The sequence below is a fragment of the Alteromonas sp. Mac1 genome, from assembly GCF_001562125.1.
Classification (GTDB): domain Bacteria; phylum Pseudomonadota; class Gammaproteobacteria; order Enterobacterales; family Alteromonadaceae; genus Alteromonas; species Alteromonas stellipolaris.
The window spans coordinates 784386-805781 of the sequence record NZ_CP013932.1 but is presented as its reverse complement, the minus strand read 5'-3'; the positions used below and the strand labels follow the sequence as shown (position 1 = coordinate 805781).

At 44.1% G+C, this 21396-nt stretch carries 10 protein-coding genes; 6 read left to right on the top strand and 4 right to left on the bottom strand.

All coding sequences use genetic code 11. The annotated features are described in order from the left end of the window. Nucleotides 1–15: 15 nt before the first annotated feature. The 4 genes from AV939_RS03405 to AV939_RS03390 form a co-directional block, all read right to left on the bottom strand. A complete protein-coding gene (locus AV939_RS03405) occupies nt 16–1353 on the bottom strand; it encodes a c-type cytochrome (protein ID WP_061093571.1) in 1338 nt (445 codons plus the stop codon). Nucleotides 1354–1369: 16 nt separating this feature from the next. After that, nucleotides 1370–3223, bottom strand: a complete 1854-nt coding sequence (locus AV939_RS03400) for a TonB-dependent receptor plug domain-containing protein (protein ID WP_057794008.1) — start codon at nt 3221–3223, stop codon at nt 1370–1372. A gap of 228 nt (nt 3224–3451) precedes the next feature. Then, entirely contained in the window at nt 3452–5230 is a 1779-nt protein-coding gene (locus AV939_RS03395; RefSeq protein WP_057794011.1) for a sulfatase-like hydrolase/transferase, read from the bottom strand. 25 nt (nt 5231–5255) lie between these two features. Further along, entirely contained in the window at nt 5256–7613 is a 2358-nt protein-coding gene (locus AV939_RS03390; protein ID WP_057794012.1) for an alkaline phosphatase D family protein, read from the bottom strand. A 733-nt stretch (nt 7614–8346) separates the two neighbouring features. On the opposite strand from AV939_RS03390, the gene AV939_RS03385 reads away from it, so the two are divergent. From AV939_RS03385 to AV939_RS03360, 6 genes are all read left to right on the top strand, one after another. Continuing rightward, a complete protein-coding gene (locus tag AV939_RS03385) occupies nt 8347–11892 on the top strand; it encodes a TonB-dependent receptor (RefSeq protein ID WP_063457212.1) in 3546 nt (1181 codons plus the stop codon). An 11-nt stretch (nt 11893–11903) separates the two neighbouring features. Continuing rightward, nucleotides 11904–14444: a hypothetical protein gene (locus AV939_RS03380; RefSeq protein WP_057794016.1), complete on the top strand. Its 2541-nt coding sequence runs from the start codon at nt 11904–11906 to the stop codon at nt 14442–14444. A gap of 62 nt (nt 14445–14506) precedes the next feature. Continuing rightward, entirely contained in the window at nt 14507–16024 is a 1518-nt protein-coding gene (locus AV939_RS03375; RefSeq protein WP_057794018.1) for a tryptophan halogenase family protein, read from the top strand. After that, nucleotides 16014–17003: a glycosyl hydrolase gene (locus tag AV939_RS03370; RefSeq protein ID WP_138118127.1), complete on the top strand. Its 990-nt coding sequence runs from the start codon at nt 16014–16016 to the stop codon at nt 17001–17003. The genes AV939_RS03375 and AV939_RS03370 overlap by 11 nt, the downstream gene beginning before the upstream one ends. A gap of 51 nt (nt 17004–17054) precedes the next feature. Continuing rightward, on the top strand, nt 17055–18764 hold the full coding sequence (locus AV939_RS03365; RefSeq protein WP_082604974.1) for a sulfatase-like hydrolase/transferase: 1710 nt from the start codon (nt 17055–17057) through the stop codon (nt 18762–18764). A gap of 302 nt (nt 18765–19066) precedes the next feature. Then, nucleotides 19067–21385: a hypothetical protein gene (locus tag AV939_RS03360; RefSeq protein WP_057794020.1), complete on the top strand. Its 2319-nt coding sequence runs from the start codon at nt 19067–19069 to the stop codon at nt 21383–21385. Nucleotides 21386–21396 lie beyond the last annotated feature (11 nt).

Genomic DNA, 21396 nt, shown 5'->3' with positions numbered 1-21396 from the left:
TACTTATGGCTGGTTTTACTCTTTCACTGTTGCGGTTGCTGTCGCCGTAACCACGACACGCCCATTTTGTTTCGGGGTTAATAATGCGCTTTGCCGTTCAATAGGCTGCAGCCCATGTGTCCATTGCCAGTTTGAGGTTTCAGGAATCTTTAGCTTTATGGGCTGGTTTCCTGTTATCGAATAGATAAAATTGAGGGTATTGCTGCTTTTAGTTTCCACTGAAAGTGCGTACTGCTGTCCACCCAATGTGTAGGAAAATACGGGGTTACCGTTTTCTAATCGATAGCCTTTGTAGTGGCACTTGTGTTCTTCGTTCACGTGCTGAAGCTGCTCAGGTGCATGAAATACCCACTCGCCCAAAGGCAAACTAGGATCTTCACCACGACCAGCAATATTGGGCCCAACATTCAACATATCGCCCTGCCATAAACCGACTACGGCGCATGTCTTTGTGTTAAAGCCATAGTTTACTTTTGTAGGGAAACCAACGGAAATAGTGGAAGGAGGTAGGTCTAAAATTCGCTTTCGTTGAATGAGTATATGGTCAGAGGCTTTTAATTCAAACTTCTTCTCTTCCACTATATTTTTGGCTTTACTCGATAACGGAAAGAGCTTTACCGTTAAATCTAAATTCGTACCGATGAGTATGAGGTCTCGTTGATTTGGCTTTGTGTCGCCGGAACGATAAGTGACTTTCAAGTGTTGTTTACCGCGCTCCAAACGCCAAGTAGGGAACCATGCAGTACCGCCCTTCGTCACCTGTTTATGATTAATGTAAACTTTCAGTTCATGGGGGAATCCCCACTGTAACCATACTTGTGTATCCAAGTCTTTAGGTGCATAAAAGTCACCCTCGAACTCAATAAAATAGTGCTGAACCTCAGGGATAGCAAAGTCTGCAAGCCCCTTTGCTAACTCACCCGATTTTATCAACTTATCGGCTGTAACATCCGTATCGTCTGCACCGTTTAGTTGATATAGCTTGTAAGTTAGGTTGTCCCACCCTTCCCGTTTAGACAATACATAGGCCACTATTGCTTCAATTTGCGTCGCATCAAAAACCTGCTCAAATCCCGGCATCCCTGCATTGAGAAAACCTGTCTTTACGTTACTGAGTATCTGAGAAGGCGCACTTCCGTGCACCCATTCGCCGTCTTTTAAGTTAAACCCAGTCCCGCCACTTAAATCTTTAGCGTGGCAAGATGCACATATTTGTTCGAACAGCTTTTGGCCTTGCTGGGTTACTTTTACGTCCTGACTTTTTAACCTTAGCGTGGTGTCTAATTCGTTTCCATTAACACTAAACACCATCGTAACTACCAACACCGTCATTGCGTAAGTGAGTTTCTTCATTGTTGCTGAGTCCTTGTTAGTTTGTATGCCACGAAAGTTGTAGCCCTACACCTAGCTCAGGCCCAGGAACGCCAACGGCCACTTGATAATTTTTATCGAAGATATTTTGTACGTAGAAATCGAGGGTATGCTGATTGGAAATATCCCACGTGGTCGTAACATCCACTTTATTGAAAGCGGCTAAGTCACTTTGCTCAAATTCTCCCGAATACAGGCTTGTAGACTCAGTAGCGCCAACATAATTGAGTCTTGCTATCGTTTTTATATTGTCAGTAACTTGATAATTTACTGCCAGCCTACCCTGCCATTCTGGTCTACCCGTTAATATCTCTCCACTTTCTGTATCAAGATTGACATAGGTGATATCTCCTTCGACGGCGATGTCTTCTGATAGCTGATGGCTGGCAAACAGCTCCACACCACTGCCTTCGATGTTTGACCTATTGACTAGCGAAAAAGTTTGCCCATCAAAGTCGACGAGATTTTTGTAGTGGTAAAAGAAAATAGAAGCGTTTAATTCGCTCGAGTCACTTTGCCATTCAATACCGATATCTTTGTTGGTAGCCTGCTCGGGCTTCAAATCAGGGTTACCAATCATATTGTTACTTAACGCATATAAGCTCGGTAACTTAAACGCCGACCCAATGTTGGCAAAAAATCGTATTTGCTTAGAGAGTTGATAGACACCACCAACTTTCCATGTATTTTCGCTGGCAAAACCTTCGGCATCATCGTGACGTAGACCCGAAAATAGGGTCAATGCCTCATAAGACCATTGCGCATCTATGAAGCCCGCTAGCGTGTCCCGTTCGATACCAAAGTCAGTAGGGATGTCAGTACCAAATAGACTAACGAAACCCGAAGCACCCCCTTCCTCACTTTTGTAATCCACCCCTGCAGTAACTTGCACACTGTTTAATGACATCATATTCAACCAACGTAACTTGTAATAATCATATTGGTTTTGTGATTCTGTCGGGGGCGCGTTGGTATAAGGAGCAATACCGGCCGATACTAATTGGTCATCGATGTGGTAGAGCTCGGCCTGAGCAGCTAATTCGTACCATGAGTTAATTTCATGAGTATGGCGGACACTTGCGGTAACTAACTCGCCACGTTTTTCATCACGAGGGTTTGTTGGCGCATATACAATTCCACCGCTTTGATCTGCGTATGCCCATTGTTTATAGTCGCTATATCGCGCATTTAGCCGCGTGCTGCTGTTATCCATCAACACAAAATCTCCCTGTAGTGCGAACTCTAAGGATTCTTGTTGATCACCATTCGGTTGCCTATCGGTATCTAAATAGCTAAATCTCCCTTGAAGATTATCTGCGCCAACATTTACGCTCGCTACTTTTTGACCTTTCGGCAAAACACCTACTGATAGCTCTGTCCCAATGTCTCCGGGCGTAAATGTAACAAGGTTAATAACACCTGCTATTGCGTCTGAACCATAAATAGAAGATTGGGCGCCCTTTATAACCTCAACACGTTGCAGCGCGCTTTTCGATATCGAAGCTAAGTCAAAACTACCCCCTCGAGTATCAAGAGGGTTGTTAACTTGAACCCCATCTATTTGAACGATGACAAAATTGGTTTCTGCGCCACGCAAAAATATTTCTTGCACGGCACCGGACTTTTTAATGGTGACGCTTGGGACTTGAGCTAATACATCCAATGCAGTGGAGCCGACAATAGAGCGGATATCTTGTGCTGATAGCACAAATACTGGGCTGACCATTTGGCTAACGGCTGAAGGTTGAAAGTTTCCATAAATTTCAATAACTTCAGAATCTTCCTTTTCGTTAGCATTGATACCAACACAATATAAAAATAAACATACTGTCGCGCTTGTCGCAATGCGCATATGACTTCTCCCTAGACACTTCAGCAGAGTTCCAATCGAACCACTTTGTTAACAATCATCAATCAAATAGTAACAATTAATGTAAGCTAGGAACATAGTAAATTGCATTTTAGGTAAACAAAATGTTGCAACTTCGTTCTTTTAATTCCACATAGCGAGGTAGGTTCACCTAATGTAGGCCACGCTATGTAAACGGCTTAAATAGAAAGAAACTTTGAATCCTAGGAATTATTTCACTTCTACATCAATGGCATCTTGTACACCGTTTGTAAGGTATGAGGGGTTGCGGTTATTTGCTACAGGATAAGCATCTTGCCAAGAGTACAACCGAATTGTTGTTTGCCCTTTGCGATGAGCGATGACTTGCCCAAACTTATTAACAGAAGCGATAAGGGGGTTATCAGAGTGCCATATTACGCCGGCTCTTTGTGCGTTAGCAGGTGAAAGGTGGTAAGAAAGTTGAACTTGTTGATTAACGTTTAACGTTTTATAGGGCGCTAAAATTTGCACTTCACGAACTGGGCGCATGGTGTTCTTTTCCAGTACATCACCTAGCTCCTTGTAGGCTTTCTGCTGTTCTTTAGTGAGGGAATCTAGCGGGATCCCACTGTATCGTAACTTACCAAACTTGGCTTCAACTACTTTTTTTCCCACACGCTCAAGTGGGTCGGTGCGTAAATCAAAAAAGCGCCCCTTAGGAAATTCTTTAGTGGGTGCATATCGTTTGAACTCCTTGTTGAACGCATAGATGATGCCCACTTCATCGACTTCTTCATAGCTGTTGTTGCCAATAAACCATGTATAGATGTACTTTCTAGGTTCACCTTCGGCCCCTTTTGCTTGTGACCAAAAGCTAATACCGTCAACGTGCTCAGCCTGCGGCATGTCTATACCAGCGGCTTCAGCAACAGTGGGGTATATATCAGTAAGGTTGACCAAGCCTTGGTATGTTCTGTATTCCTCCTTTTTAGATGCTGGAACCACAGTAGGATAATTCAACACTAATGGAACATGCAGGCCATTGTCGGCATTGCCCCCTTTTCTTCCTGGATAAACCGTGTCATCAGGCAAAACATGACCAAAGACTTCTTTTGTTCCGTTGTCCCCCATCACCACGATTAAGGTGTTGTTACGAACACCTACTTCATCGAGTTTCATCACGACCTTACCAATGAGGTGATCCATATATTCAATCATATCGGGGAAGTACTGGCGGTCATCCCCTCCTTGATTGTTGTACTGTGCTATTTCTGGAAAATTATCAAATGCACTGGCAGGCTGAGTGAGGGGAGTAGGTTTGTGTTCGTCATGAACTAAAATCATCGGGTAATACAAAAAGAATGGTTTATCTCGGTTATCTTCAATAAATTGAAGTGCATGACGATTGACGATATCAGGCCCATACCAACGACGTCCGGTGTTGGGATCCAGATCGTTCCTTCCATTGTAATTGTATTCCTTCCCATTGATGACCAAGTTAGGGTTAATGTACCGCTGACCTTGTTTAGTTACATCAAAAGCGGCGTACTCATCCCAACCAAACTCCGAGATATAGCGTTCCCCTGGAACCTCTTTAGTGCCGCGCGTCTGTTTCCACTTTCCGAACAACCCTGTGGCGTAACCTGCATTTTTAAAGGCATCACCAAAGGTGATATCTGAGGCATGCAGTGATTTTGGTCTTAGATAATTTCTGTCATTGCGTTTGCCACTCATCAATGCGACACGCGTATTTTCACAAAGGGGGTATGCATAAGCGTGGTCTACACGGAGTCCTTCCCGAGCAAGCTCATCTATATTAGGGGTAGCAAATACTTTATTGGTGAATTTACCATCATTGCTGGTTATTCGATTCGCCCCATAAGCGGTCACACCATAGTGGCTTAAATCATCGATTAAAATGAGGACAATATTGGTCTTTTCACCATTTTCGTCGCCATAGGCGTTAGTGACCATGTTAATCATTAGTGCTGTACACAACACTAATTTGAACCAGAGGATTTTTTTCATGCTATTTACTCGTGCATATAGACGATTAAGAGAGCCTATTTTTACCCATATTTTCTTGTTGATGGATAGTAACGGGCCAACCTGAAAATTGATCGTCTTGGCTAGCGTTTGCAGCATCTACAAGAAATCGAAAAGCCTCTATGGTGTAGGTTTTAGCATCAGTATCAAATGTGATAAAGCCAAAGCCACTGCCCTTTTCGTGTGCTTCGATATAGCGGTTTTCCGCTTTACTCACCAGCGGATTCCCGACGGCGTAAACATATATTTTGTTCCCGAAACTATCTAAATATTCACCGGTTTGGGCTAAGCCATGAGACGGGCGATGTTGATAAGGCAAACCTAGGTCGTCAGGTCGCCACCACCTTGGCCACCCTGCTGCAATGGCGGGCGTACAAAACGCCCAATTGCTGTCTCTTTGTTCATGCACACCGTATTGCGACAGCGTGCCCAAGTGCGTATCACCGCAGATATGCAATGCTTTTGATTCGCGCATGATGTCAATAGCTCGATTACGAGCACTTGCTGGCCAACCACTACTGTCAAAATCGTATTTTAGATATCTGTCAGGTAGAGGTTGATGGGTGGAGATACCAGCAAATACGGTTTGGCTCAGTACGGCTTTAAGTTCATGACCTCGCCAATCTTGCCCCCACTGTCGTAAAAAGTCTTCTTGACGTTGTCCCAACAATTGTAAATCTGGGCTGTCGTATTCAGGGTTAATATAGGTTGGCGCTTCTCCGTCCCCTGTCTCCCCAACAATGATGTCTAATCTTTCAGGTCCACTTTTCCAATGGCGATCGGCAATAATAGCGAAACTCACATTGCCATACACTAAGTCGGTATAGTAAACACTGATGCCACGTTCTGACGGCCTGGGGTCTATAGGATCTGGATGATGAGCCGTATGGGTGCGGTGTACCACCTCAAGCATAGGAATTGGTTGAATATACCCCCCCCAACCATCGCTGCGACCTGTTTTAACAAACTTCTCATCCATTGCAGCACCGCTTTCCCCCCACAGGTTGCCCTGAAATACATCGTGGTCATCTGGCAAGCAAACGGTAGGGGCATTTCGCATGGCATCTCTAAATGACCAGCCAAACTGGTAATACTTTCTCAAGTAACAATGGATTGCAGGTAAAGCAGGGGTGCGAACAAACCCGAATCCACCATGGTTTTCATATATTTGGTCTCCGGAAAATAAAATAAGATCTGGCTGTAGCTTAGCAACATTATTGGCAACAGGTTCATAGGGAAATGCATAATCATTCTGACACGTTAATGCCGCCATTCGCAGATTGCGCTTTGTAGGGTTCGCCCTAATTAGACCTGTAAACGTATCTGTTGCGATAGTTCCATCTCGACGTTTTTCTGCATAAACGAGTCGATACTTAGTAGCCTGAGTTTCCTTCCAATTAGGAATTCGAAATGTAGCTACCCATGCATCAGGGTCTAAAGGTGCCATCGCCCTTGTTTGCCAATTGCCATTATTTAATACTTGCAACTCGACTTGATGATTATCGTGTTTACCCATAGGCCCCGTAAAGGCACTGAGTTTAAGGACAAAGCCTTCTTCGGTGCGAGTATCGCTTAGCGTATACATTGCCCATAGTAGTGGACCGAATTTTTGTTCCGGTGAATATACAAATGCTGAACCTTTGATTTGCCAATCTGAAAACCCGTAACGCGTACCATTTTTCGGTGCAGGCGCTTCTGAGGACAGAGTGAAATTACTCGTCACCGCTACGTTTCCCAGTAATAAACTGGAATCAACCCAGGTTTCAACTTGCGCTAATACCTCTGAATTATTGAGATCCAACGCTTTAGCCGTCAACTTTGTGGTGCCGTTGTAGGGCTTTCCCTCAATCTTAATACGAACTTTGCTGCTGTTTGGCAAACGCGGCAATTTAACAGATTTGTTATTTAAAATTAGTTGGTCGTCTTTAATACCCGCATCTATACCCGACTGAACAAAGCAATTACTTTTGTATTCATTAATATCACTTTTTGCGCCAAATCTTAGGCCACCACCGCCATCGTTTACCCCTGAAGAAGTACGATGTACAACAACTGACATATTAATAGTGCCGTTAGCGTCTACAATTTGCGTAGTGAGAGAGTGCACACTTCGGTTACCACCCGTGCTAATGCATTCAGCAGCGCCATTTACAACACGCCAGTCTTCCATTGGGTTCGCCCAATATTCACCGCCTAACCAAACTCGATCATGGGTATTGCTCCAAGCATCGGTAACTTTTGTGTGTAAAGAATTTGAAGGTGGCGCTTGAATGTGGCTTTCGGTAGATTTGCAACCCACTGCGGTTGTCGCTAAGCCAGCAACAGCCAACTTTAAGGTATCACGACGAGAAAATGGCTTTGTCATAGAGTTCTCTCAGCTATTTGTAGTAACTGTTGTATTTATTTCACGTAATTCAACCACTCACCGCGCCAAATTGTCAACAATTAAATGTTTATCAAATGTTAAACTAGCTTAAGAGAGACTCCAATTAAATTATGATTAACGCCTTCTCTCATTAAAATAGCTAATTCTATTTCAGCTCTCCTCTTAGCGTAACTTCCAGCAACGCATCGATTTCAGCGATATCAACATCCCTAACCCTGTATGGCCTAGTCCATAAAACGTTTCAAAAACCATAGCCTGTAAGGCTCTCGTTAATACTAAAGTCTAGAATAATGGTCAACTTTAAAGAAAATCCAAATGAAACTGTTAATTTTTGAAATTACATAACATTAAGCTTATTGAATATAAAAACCATAAAAATCAGAATATTAATTACAAAAATACTCAAAAAAACCATTCTAAAAATCCACCACATTGTTAACAAAAAACTATTTACCATTTACATTGTTAAAATTAAGTATTATGGTTTAACGAAATAATTGTAAAACAATTGTTATACACATGTTTTGCTGAGGTAGAATCCGTAATTTGCAGTAAGCACGGGATAGGCATCAAGCGAAGCTGGGATGAAAACCATTAGAAACTTAGGACGAAGGATAGTGCTCATAAAAACCAAGCTACTTTATTTCGTCTATGGGAGGTACGCGTGATTAATTCAGGACCAAAGTTTAAACTTAGTGCTCTGGCGCTTGCAATGTTGGGAATCACACCATCGGCATATGTTGGCGCGCAAGAAAATAACGATATTGAACGCCAGATTTCATCGAGTGAGACTAAGGTCTCTGAAAAAGAGAAACAGAGCAAGAAAGAAGACGAAGAGACTGTCGAGGTTATTACTGTAAGTGGCTTTAAAGGCAGCTTGATTAAGTCAATGTCACAGAAGCGAAACTCTAAAAACGTTTCTGACTCTATATTCTCTGAAGATATTGGAAAATCTACCGACCAAAACATTGCTGATGCGCTTTCAAGGGTTACCGGTGTTTCCGTACAATCTGAAGATGGCGAAGGTACCCGAATAACAGTTCGCGGCGCTAACCCTAATCAGAATATGATTACCCTAAACGGCGTTCAACTTACTAGTTCTGACTTCAACCAAGCCGTTGACTTAAGTGCGTTTTCTTCAGATATTTTATCTAGTATAAATGTTGTTAAAACTCCCAGTGCCGATCACGATGAAGGATCACTTGGAGCGTCAATTAGCCTTAATACTACACGCCCTCTTGACATTAAGAATGACCGGCGCGCTCTGACAATTCAAGGGCGCTATAATGACTTTTCAGAGAACGAAGATTATAAAATATCAGGTGTATTTTCTGAAAAGTTCTTAGACGAACGATTCGGCTTTATTATTCAGGGTTACACAGAAACAAATTCGGTTCGTCGCGATGAAATGAGAATTAATGATTTTCAAAAACGTGATATCGCCGCTGCCTATGACCAAAATGGAAATATCGTAACCGACTATACCGCTATTGCCCCTACAGAGGTCGAGTATAGCCTATTCCAAAATGACCGAGATCGGTTTGGCGTAAATGGTAGCCTTCAATATTTACCCACTGACACCACTAATATTGTTCTAGATTTCAATTACAGCCAATTTAGCAGTGAACAATACACCAACGGCATTATTGTCCGTAACGCCTTTCCCGAACGTGAAAACTTTGTAGAGGGAGAAGCCAGTGCAGTTCAAATTGATGGCCAAGATTTTATCCCTACGTTTTCAGACCCCACCCTAGATTGGACAAATGTCGACACAGATACTCGCACAGTAACTCGTCAGCTCAGACGTTTTGCAGATGGTGGCTACCGACATACCGATAGAGGTGAAGATACTTCTAACATTCAGCTTGGGCTGACTCTTGAACAAGAGCTTACTTACAATTTACGTATGGAAGCAGGCGCAAACTACTCAAAAACTTCAGAGCGCCCCGACCAGAGTTTTACTGTGTATTTGCTCAATGGTGCAAACCCAGCAATGGGGCGGTTATACGCTGGCCCAGAGGGAGAGCCTCATACTGGTATTCAACCGGCTGGTTACGATTGCACCTCTGGCGTATGTCAGATGGTTTTTGGTGATGGTTTAATTTCAGAAAATGACCCATTTAATCAATTTGATAATACCTCTAATACCGCGTGGAACCCAGATGACATTGCCTCGCACAATACCAACAACTTCCGTTTGCTAGACCGAGAGGTAGATGACGAGCAAGAGACGTTCTTCGTCGATTTTGATTGGGATGTTGAATTTGCAGGTATTACGCAAGTGGAGTTTGGCGCCAAGTATCGTAAACGGGTGAAAACGGTCGATGACCAATTTTACGATCTCAACAATACCTCACGAGCCGTGACCGTAGATATCTTCGACGCAGACGGTAACTTAGTGGGGCAACAAGTACTACAAGAAGGGCAAAATTTAGGCACAGTACCAACTGCAAACTACACCCTATCAGATGCCTTTCCCTACGATAATTTCATGCAATCTTTAGGTGTTCCTATGAGTGCTGCAACTGACGGCTGGCCTTTGGTATCAGCGCAGTTACTTCAAGAGCAAGCATTTGGTATTGATAACCTTGCCTTGAATCCTGACCCAGGCAACTATCGGGAAACAGAGCTAAAACATCAAGCGGCTTATGTGAAATTTAATTATGAGTATCTAGATGGCCGATTAACGGGTGATGTAGGTGTACGTTATATAAAAACTGAATCCAGTAGCCTTGGTAACTCCAGTGCACGCTTTGCTGGGGATAACGTATTTGGTCGTGTATTCGACCCCTTTATGTTTCGTCAATTACGTGACTTCGTGAATAACCCTGAGTGCCAAATTCCAGGTAATCCTAGAATTGTTGATCAATTCGCAGGTTACAACAGACTAGACGGATTGGGTTGGGATTTAACTGGAGATACCCCTGTTAGATTGGCAGCAGACCCTTCAGGTTACCCTTGTTATGACCCATTGGCGTTGCAAGGTGCGGCAGGTTCATTTTTCTTAAGCCGTCATGAAGACATTTCTAGACATCCATTTTATGTGTGGGGTGACGATCCTAATAACCCTGAAGACCGCTCATTAGTTTCGTTTGCCACTGAAGGCGCCAACGAATATGACATGTTCCTACCTAGCCTTAATATTAACTATCAGGTTAGTGATGATTTAATCAGTCGTTTTGCCGTATCAAAAACAATTTCACGTCCTAACATTGATTCTCTGCGCCCAGGCTTCAACCTAAATGAGAACTTTTGGTCTCCAAATGACGCAGCAAGCGGCAACATCAACTTGTTTAACCCTGAGCTTATGCCTCAAGAGTCAAACAACCTCGACATATCTTTAGAGTGGTACTTTAACGATACGAGTTTACTGTCGGCAGCATTCTTCTATAAAGATCTATCCAATTTTGAAGAACGTGAAGCCGCGCTTGTTTACGCCGAAGATTTACGTCACGTCGACTTAACCCAACCTTATGATGTGGGCGGGTTAATTCTGACAGAAGCTCAAGTACGAGAAAACCTTCAAAACCCTGACGCCATTGACGGTGTAGGTTATGCAGCCTGCTTCCCAGATCGTGGCAACATTAGCGACCTTCAAGCAGATTGGTGGTTTGACGAATCAGATGACTTAATTGGTTGGTGCTCACAATTTACCGCCACACGCTTAAGAAATGGCGCAGGTGCGTCAATAAAAGGGCTAGAGTTAAGCTATCAACAAACCTACGACTTTTTACCCGGCATTTGGTCTGGGCTAGGCGCTCAGGTTAACTATACCTATCAAGATAGTAAAACAGATGCAGAGTTTTCCTCTTTTGATTCCACCCAAGCACTGCCACAGTACCCACAAGCTTGGACTCCAGAACACAGCTACAACGCTACTGTTTTCTGGGAGAAAGGGGGTCATCAAATACGCTTAGCAATGCGCGGTAAATCAGATGAGTTGATTCAGCGAACGTGGAACGAAGGTTCGCTGTGGCGAGACGGAAGTCTTCTTTTTGACTTAACCGCAAGCTATCAAATATCGAAAACCATGCGTGTCTCTTTCCAAGCTATCAATTTAACGGATGAAGAAACCCGTAACTACTTTACTAGTCGCACTATTAACCTTGGTGATACTCAAATTATCGATGGTCAAGAAGTCGCCGTGCTCTATGACGAAGGCAACCCATTGGAAGACAGCAGCGTGACACAATCAAGAACACAACAATTATACAAAACTGGTCGCACGTTCCGTTTAGACCTGCGCATAGACTTCTAGGAGTACCGATAATGAAAAGACAACTACCGGCGCTTCTTGCGCTCTCTATTACAGCAGCCTTAACAGGCTGTGGCGGTGACAGCGACAGCGGTTCAGATAGTTCAGGTGCAAGTGGCGCAAACCGCACACCCCAGTTAAATGCTGAAGCCTTAAACACAGATCGCGGCCAAGCCATGGTCGTGACTTCCGAAAATGAAGAGGTGGTACGATGGGAAGTAAGTTTTAATGAATCTGAAAACACATTTACAGACCCGTATGATGCCAACGCAACAGTAGACTTCTTTGACATAGATTTACTGGCTGGGGTTACCGACCCTGATGGTGATACCTTATCAGTTAAGAATGTGACCTTCATTTGGCCTGGTCCTAATTGTGCGAATACCACGGTCGATGCCGTTAACTTCCCTGATATTTGTGACCCTATCCTTGCAGAATTTGGCGTGGAGTCAGGCAATACTATTACCCCTGACATCGCTGCCGATATTCGTGAATATCAAAATCTACCGATTGTTGACCAAGCAATATTCGGCTTCGAGTTTCTTGCAGATAGCTTACGTGTAACGCCTCGAAATTTTGCTCCCATTCTACTTACAGGACAAACCGCAGAACTGGGAATTAATTACGAAATTACTGATGGAGAAAACACGTTACGTCGTCAGTTAGTTGCCATCGTAAACGGTGAAGATAAAGCTCCTTCGTTCATAGAAACCAACCCTGATGGAACGCCACGTTTAGACTCTGATGGCAACCAAATTCCCATTGAGCCACCTTCGCTCTTGGTTTCTGAAAAATCAGGCGTCACTACCATTGATATGACAGCGGGTTTATACGACCAAGACATCTATGATGCTTTAGCTTGGCAACGAGAAATTGGCGATTTGGCTTCGTTTTATAGTGCCATCAACAACTTATACGCCAGAGAAAACCTTAGTATTACGAATTTCACCGTAACGGCATCAAATGGTATGGAAATACCGGATGGCTTTGCGTCTTTTGTTCAGCGTGTAGACCCTGTCACAGGTTTAGTCACAGGTGCTGATCTAACGATTAATGCCGCCGTTTTAGCTGATGTTCTGAGCGCTGGTGAAGTGGTAGATGTACTTGTCAGTTTTGATATCACAGATGGTAACAACGTAACCTCAAGAGAAATTGAAATTACTGTACTTGGCGCCGATGAAGAGAACGCCCCTGTCTTCTTTGAAGGCATTGAGAAAACCGTTGAGACGACTGGCGACCCTATTAACATTAATTTGTTAGAAGGGGCAATAGAGCTGGACGGAGATGAAATGTCAGCAATTGGGATAACACCAGTAGGCGCTACCGAAGCCGAGTATGGCGTTTTCTTTGGTACGAGTAACATTACCATCGACCCCTATCATTTCTCTTATTTAGCGCCTGGTGAGTCTAAAGTTTTCTCGTATACCTATCAGATTACTGATGGCTCGATGACTTCCGAAGAACGCCGTGTTGATATTACCGTTAATGGTGTAAGTGCAAACCTCGCAGCAAGGGGCGCACAGAGCGACCCGGGCTTTGAGTCAGGCTCTTTAGAAGGAAGTGCTTGGAAATTCCAACTCGACCCTGCTTCAGCAGCCACTGAAGAGAACTTGATAGTAACTGATGCTGAAAAGCACTCTGGCGACTACAGCCTTAGTAGTATGCAAGATGGAATGTTCACCACCCTGGGCACAACGGGTATTCAACAAAATCAGCTTAATGAAAATGATCTGTTTTATATCAGTGTTTATGCCAAGGTTGCAGCGGGTCAGTGGAACACACTTAATGGCTTACTGAATCGTGGAGACAACTTCGACCGCAACAACGCGGTTGAGAACTTAACGTTCCAGTCGGCGCTAGGTGTCACTAATAGCTGGGTTGAACGCATTACCACTCTGCGCGCCTCAGACTACTTCGCCCCGACTACCGAAGAAACGGTGAGCTTATCTCTACTGATGAATCAGAACACTCAGTTCGATGACGTGGCGATGATCAAAGTGAAAAGCGGCGGTCAAGTACGTCAGATGATTGCCAATGGACGGTTCCTAAGTCCTTCTACCCAAGGTTGGAGCATAACCGGCGGAGCAAGCATTGAAGCAACACTAGATGCAAACAGAGCTGCGAACCCAAGTGGTGCAGATTATGGACTGCAAATCACCAATAATACTGCAGAGACCCAGCGTATTGAGTTAGATCCTAACTTCTTCCCTCAAGGCGCGGTTAAAAATGGAATGCGCTATATTATCCAGTTTGATATGAGAACCCCTTCTTATACCTCTGACACTGGTGCTATCCCTATAGAGTTCGGTATTTTCGAAGTCGGTGGTAACAACTTTAGTAAGCGTGTCGACTTTGCAAATCGCAGTCCTACTGAGTGGACAACCTACTATATGCATATTGATACCACGTCTGACAGTGCCTATTTTGGTGGCAGCATTAACAGTGATGTTAACTTTGATTGGACCTCGACAATAGTGCAGCCAGCTTTATATATCCGCCCTGGAGATGAACTGCAAATCGACAACATCTCTATGTACCCCGTACCGAAACACTAATCCGTTGGCCTTTGGAGCCCCGTGTCACTGGGGCTCCTTTTTTGTTTACAGGGGCATATTTAATGGTAAAGACCTACAAGATATTGATTTTAGGCGGTGGGACGGCGGGCTGGATGGCCGCTAATCTCATGGCTAAGTCATGGAGTAAGCAGGGCTTCTCTATTACTTTAATGGAGTCTCCTGATATACCTACTGTTGGTGTGGGAGAAGGTTCTACACCTTATATACGTCGTTTTTTTGAGCAAATGGACATACCCGAAAGTGAATGGATGCCTCAGTGTCACGCTACCTATAAGAATGGTATTAGGTTTACCGATTGGACAACAAAGCCAGGGTTTGAAAGCTACTTTCACCCCTTCGCTACCGACATAGATAACCCCCACTTTAATTTATTCAAACAGCACGTGGCGTTAAGAAGACAAGGGTTGAATATATCAGTCCACCCTGACGATTACTTTTTGATGACCCACATGACAAAACGTAAAAAGCTCCCCTTGCCCACTGGACAGTTCTCACATACGCTTTTTTACGCCTACCATTTTGATGCCAAATTACTGGGAGATTTTCTTAAAAAACGAGCGCTTTGTGCTGGTGTTAAATACCTTGTCGATAAGGCTTTCGAGATAGAGAAACACCCTAACGGTGATATTGCCGCAATACAAACCCATTCGAACCAACGCATTGAAGCCGATTTCTTTGTGGACTGCAGTGGGTTTAGTTCATTGCTGATGCAAAAAGCACTCGATGTACCTTTTATCAGCTACCGTGATTCGTTGCACAATGATGCCGCTGTCGCGATACCAAGTGCAGCAGAAGCCCCTTTTTTACCGCAAACCCTTTCAGCGGCCATGCCTTGCGGTTGGCGTTGGAAAATACCGCTAACTCACCGTACCGGTAACGGTTATGTCTACAGCAGTGACCACCTGTCGGGCGATGAAGCCGAACAACAGCTAAGAAATGCTGCGGGTATTAATAATGCCAGAACTGCTGCCCATCACATTAAGATGAGAGTGGGTCGAAATCAGGCCCATTGGAAACGTAACTGCCTAGCTGTTGGTTTGTCACAGGGTTTTATTGAACCCCTTGAGGCAACTGGCCTACAAATGACGCTTATCACCATAGAGCAGTTTATCGCACACTTTGAAAAAGGGAACTTCACTTCCCGCTATCAAGAGAATGTAAATAACGGCATCAATGCCGCCTTCGACCATATTCGTGATTATGTATTGCTGCACTACTTGGCAAATAACCGCAACGACACTCAGTACTGGCGTGATTGTCGAGGAGATGTGGCCATCTCTGATTCCCTAAGAAGTATACTTGAAATATGGAGCCAAGGCGGGGATCTAGAGCAAGAATTACAACGCCAAAATATTAGCCAATATTACCCTTCGCTATCATGGCACGTGATTTTAACAGGCATGGGGGTTTTCCCCTCCGCCCATTATCAAAACCCATCTCTAAACCAGCAGTTTCAGACATCAAAAGCCAACATGAAAGCGTTTTTCAATCACTGTGTAGCGCAGTTTCAATCCAGCGTGTCAGCAAATCAACAAGGATCAGTGCAAAATGTATATTAGGCAAGCTAATCCATCATTGGCTATTAAACGAATTCAATTAGTCGCTCACAAAGTAAAATTTTTAATATTAAGTACCGCGATTGGCTTTCTTACAGCCTGCGCCGACTCGGTCACTTCCGTTGACCCAGACAGCGACAAGCACCACAGTGCTGCCACGGCCCCTTTTGTTGTTTCCGGTCACGCGCCACAAATTGAACGCATGCAATGGTCACGGGTAGATGCCATGTCAGATGAGTTTAACGGCAACGCCATCAACCTTAATAAATGGCAAATAGAGCCCGTGGGGAATGGCTGGATGTGGATTGGTCGGCCACCGGGGTTGTTTAAACCTGAGAATGTCAGCGTATCTAACGGTTCAATGAATGTTGAAGTGAGCCCGCTAGAGAAAACCACTGAACTTAAAGGAAGAGAATATAAGTATCAAGGCGCAATTGTACGCTCTCTTGAAGCCGGCCAGCCAGGCTGGTATTACGAAGCCCGTATGAAAGCGAATGCTACTGAAATGTCTTCTACATTCTGGCTGATGACGAAATCTGATGGCGTCAAAAAACTTGAATTAGATATTCAAGAGTGTGTGGGGAAGATGTCACCAGACGCTACCGAGTGGGCTAAAAACTGGGATCACATCTTTCATTCCAATGCGATTCACCGCGTCAATAAACACAATCCCGAAAAGGTGCAAATTCAAGGTATTAAGTATTTGCCCGAACAAAATCATGAACGTTATTTTGTTTACGCGGCATGGTGGAAGTCAGCCAAAGAAATTCGTTTTTATCTTGACGGGAAATACGTTTATTCAATTGAACCGAGCGTGGATTGGGATGTACCAGCGTTCTATCAAATGGCGATTGAAACCTACGATTGGAACCCAGTTCCTGAAGACGGGGGTATGGTAGTGACCGGCACAAAAGAGCAACGAACCACACGATACGATTGGATAAGAACGTGGCGTCCATCAACTTTACCACCCGCATCTTAATGACGATAAACGCTTACATAAAAAGACTTCGAAATTTAGGTAAATATCATAATGAATAAATACATAGTAAATACAGCGTTAGCGATGCTCACTTTACTGTCAGCAGCAACCTTCGCCAAAGACACTCGCCCAAATATTCTGGTCATCTTGTCAGATGATGCAGGCTATTCAGATTTAGGCACATTTGGCGGTGAAATTGATACTCCCAACTTAGATGCGTTGGCAAAAGGTGGAATGCGTTTCAGCCAATTTTATAGTAATGCTAGGTGCAGTCCTACAAGGGCATCGCTGTTGACAGGTGTCGATGCAGCCCACGTTGGCTTTGGCGGTGGCGTGGTAGGTGACTGGAGCCGTGAACTCCCTTTTTCTGCTCACCGTGGGCGTATTGCTTATGAGCAACCGCTTATATCAGAACTGTTGGCCGACAATGGCTATCAAACTATGATGGTCGGTAAATGGCATCTTGGTGGAAGCTACATAAAAAATGACCCAGAAAAACTAGCACCACTATGGCATAAAACGCACACCGCGATGGAATTAACTCAAGAGGAAATGGAGCTAGATTACCTTGCCCTTCCCCCTCAAAGAGGATTTCAAAAAAGTTTCGTTTTTCTGGGTGCGCAAGGAAACTTGTTTTATACCCCAAAAGATAATCACCCCTACTATGAATCAAATGAAAAGGCTGACTTAGTATTTTCAAACACCTATAACATGCATTGCTATGCGAAAAGTCCTGCTGAAAAACGCCAGTACAGCGCGTGCCATGGCAAGTCTGAGAAAGCTTTTTACGCTACTGATGGTATGAGCGATCGTGCTGTTGATATGCTCAAAGCAGCATCACAAAAACCAGAGCCTTTTTTCATGTACGCCGCATTTAGGGCGCCCCATAAACCCTTACAAGCGCCTCAGGAACTGGTTGAAAAATACCTAGAGCGATATCAAGATTTACAGCTACTTGTTGATGAGCGCTATAAAGGCTTGATTGCCTCTGGTCTCTTTCCTGAAGAAGCTACGTCTCAAAGTGCAAAACAGTTACTAAGCTCGATGTCGGATGAAAAAAGAGATGAGCTTCGACTTATTGGTGCGGTACATGCTGCAATGATGGAAAAGATAGATGAAAACGTCGGTAAAATGATTAATGAATTGAAAGCGTCTGGCGAATACGACAACACATTAATTTTGTACTTCTCAGACAATGGCGCCGCAGCGCATACCGATGGATTATTCAATGTGCCCTACCGTGGCGTTAAAGCACTGTTATGGGAAGGCGGTGCTCGAACCCACGCAATTGCAAGCTGGCCTGGTGTTATTCCGGCAGACCGTATTTCTGACAACGTCGTTTGGGTTGGCGATATACTTCCAACACTACTGGAAATTACACAAACCCCTTTTCCAGACAAGTTTCATGGAAGCACGCCGAGAAAACCCGATGGACGAAGTGTTTTTACCACGCTAAAGGGAGAAAAGCAGTCTCCACCAGAAGCTATCTTCTTTAATGATAAAGGTCAGCAGAGTGTGGTGTATCAGGGGCGTTGGAAACTGCTTATAGAGCCAGGTTGGTATTTACAAACCTTAGCTAAACCAGGCATTGCTCATGAGCTATATGATTTAAGCTCAGACCCAGGGGAGTCAAACAACCTAGCAAAATCACATCCCGAGTTGGTCGAAAAGTTAGTCGCGATGTGCGAAAGATGGAAGGCAGAAAACAGTATCGTGGATTACTCTAATATTATCGAGCTTAAACCCAAAGACCCTTATTAACCTCAACTTAGTCTAGGCTGAATCTACGTTGTATTAAGCCCCATAAACGGTGCCGAGTATCTTGTATCTCGGCACCGTTTATGGGGCTAACTAGCCTCTGAGTATATCGTCTGGCTTCTTATCTATTTTCAAAAAGAAGTAGCATTTAAGAGCACTACCTCAGTCTCAGCCAGCTTAAGCAAACACCATCAAAAACTCGCCCGCAGCAGTGAACACTGCGCAGGTAGCAATTGCTATAAAAGTTAAATTCTGCTTTACTTATTGTTAACAATATATTGTAAACAATAAGGTGGAATTTAACGATGAAAATTCATAGTATTTCTATGGCAGTCGCAGTGGCTTGTTTAAGCTTAGCCGCCTGCAACACACAAAAAAATCAAACGTCTTTACCTTCATCGAGTTCTCAGAATGTTATAGACAACCTCTATAGTTTTGATGTGCCCTTAAATGGCAAAATAGAAACAGAATTTGCATCTGCCACTGTGCAACCAATGTCGCCTAATAGTGGGAAGGCGTTGCATGTGAGCTTTGAAGGAGACGTAGCTGAAGCATCGGTCAAACTTATTCCAGCACAAAACTGGGATTGGAGTATGCATAAAGAAATCAATTTGGCGTTTGAAGCGACTAATCCTGAAGAGGAATCTGTCCAACTTTATATTAGTGTAATGACAGAGAGCGGAAATCAGGCTAGCCATAGTGTCATCATTCCCCCGGGCTCTACATCTACCTACTATTTTGTCCTAAATGGTCAAGTTCTAGACACGGACCTAGGTTACAAGCGTTCTCGAATGGAAGCGTGGCAGAGTAACGAGCAAATGGCACATTTTCGCATAGGCAGCATCAAGCTTGACCTAAGTTCGGTTGAGGCTATCCGTCTATATACTCGAGGGAATATGGTAAGTAAGCGCCTTACTATTGATAATCTAAGGCTACGAGAGAACCCTGACTACGGCGATGAGTATCGTCAAAACACCGTTGATAAATTTGGGCAAAACGCCAAACGCGATTTCCCCTTAAAGGTTCATTCCGAAGCAGAGCTAAAAGAAAAGGCCAACGAAGAGTTAACCCGGTTAAATGCGTCAGGCCCATTACCCGATCGCTCGCGTTTCGGAGGTTGGAAAGCGGGTCCAAAACTAGAAGCAACGGGCTATTTCCGTACTCATAAAATGCAGGGTAAATGGTGGTTGGTTGACCCAGATGGCTACCTCTTCTTCTCTAACGGGTTAGCGAACGTTCGTATGGCAAACTTAACCACACTGACGGGCGTTGATTTTAAAGATGAATCGGTGCGCTATATCGACCCAGAAGCAGTAACGCCTGAAGATTCTATGGGTATAGTGAACGTTTCAGATGCGGTACGGGATACTCGTTATATCGCTTCTGAAGTACGCCATGAGATGTTTTCTTGGCTCCCCCCCTACGACGACGCCTTAGCTGACCATTATAGCTATAGGCGTTCAGTGCACGCAGGACCATTAACTTCAGGAGAAACCTTTAGTTTCTACCGCGCAAATTTAGAACGCAGATATGGTGAATCAAGCCCAGGAGCATACGAAGAAAAGTGGCAAGAAGTTACCTTAGACCGGTTTCAAGACTGGGGATTTACGTCTATGGGGAACTGGGTAGATCCTGCCTTTTACCCTAATGAGCAAGTTCCATATTTCGCCAATGGATGGATTATCGGCGACTTCAAAACCCTCAGTTCCGTCCATGATGTTTGGGACTCAATGCCCGATTCCTTCGACCCAGAATTTGTGCGTCGAGCACAAGTCACCATCAATCAAATAGCAAAAGAAATACAATCTTCACCATGGTGCATCGGAATTTTTGTCGATAATGAAAAAAGTTGGGGTCGAACAGAAGGTACTCTTGAACAACGCTACGGGCTTATTTTAGATGCACTATCTCACTCCATTGACGAAAGCCCTGCTAAAAAAGCGTTTGTTGACGCGTTAAAACAAAAATACTCGTCATTGAACTCACTGAATGAAGGTTGGGGCACCTCATTCACCTCATGGCAAGCGCTGAATAATGCCTGGCAGCCACAACAGCCTACGGCTGCGCTCGAGAAGGATTTGTCGATGATGCTTGAAATGCTATCTGAACAATACTTTAAAGTGGTGCATGATGCACTTGAAACTGCGTTACCACACCACCTTTATATGGGCGCACGTATGGCCAGCTGGGGAATGCCAGATGAAACGATTAGCGCAGCCACACGATACAGCGATGTACTTAGTTTTAATATATACAAAGAGGGCGTTCAACCTTCACAATGGCGCTTTATTGAAGATATAGACCTGCCAAGTATTATCGGCGAATTTCATATAGGGACCAATACTGACTCGGGTTTATTTCACCCAGGGCTGGTTGCCGCCGCCGACCAAGAAGATCGGGCTAAAATGTATCAGCAGTATATGCAGTCTGTAGTCGACCATCCCAACATGGTAGGCGCTCACTGGTTCCAATACGTAGACTCACCTATTAGTGGTCGAGCATTTGACGGAGAGAACTATAACGTGGGCTTTGTTTCTGTTACAGACATTCCCTATACAGAAATGGTAAACGCCGCAAGAGAATTTAACACCACCTTATATCCAGCAAGATTTAATCAGCGGTAAGCCTAAGCGGT

Bases quoted from the DNA above. Each gene is read 5' to 3' on its own strand.
- AV939_RS03405 (WP_061093571.1), bottom strand. From the start codon at position 1,353: ATGAAGAAACTCACTTACGCAATGACGGTGTTGGTAGTTACGATGGTG.
- AV939_RS03400 (WP_057794008.1), bottom strand. From the start codon at position 3,223: ATGCGCATTGCGACAAGCGCGACAGTATGTTTATTTTTATATTGTGTT.
- AV939_RS03395 (WP_057794011.1), bottom strand. From the start codon at position 5,230: ATGAAAAAAATCCTCTGGTTCAAATTAGTGTTGTGTACAGCACTAATG.
- AV939_RS03390 (WP_057794012.1), bottom strand. From the start codon at position 7,613: ATGACAAAGCCATTTTCTCGTCGTGATACCTTAAAGTTGGCTGTTGCT.
- AV939_RS03385 (WP_063457212.1), top strand. From the start codon at position 8,347: ATGTTGGGAATCACACCATCGGCATATGTTGGCGCGCAAGAAAATAAC.
- AV939_RS03380 (WP_057794016.1), top strand. From the start codon at position 11,904: ATGAAAAGACAACTACCGGCGCTTCTTGCGCTCTCTATTACAGCAGCC.
- AV939_RS03375 (WP_057794018.1), top strand. From the start codon at position 14,507: ATGGTAAAGACCTACAAGATATTGATTTTAGGCGGTGGGACGGCGGGC.
- AV939_RS03370 (WP_138118127.1), top strand. From the start codon at position 16,014: ATGTATATTAGGCAAGCTAATCCATCATTGGCTATTAAACGAATTCAA.
- AV939_RS03365 (WP_082604974.1), top strand. From the start codon at position 17,055: ATGAATAAATACATAGTAAATACAGCGTTAGCGATGCTCACTTTACTG.
- AV939_RS03360 (WP_057794020.1), top strand. From the start codon at position 19,067: ATGAAAATTCATAGTATTTCTATGGCAGTCGCAGTGGCTTGTTTAAGC.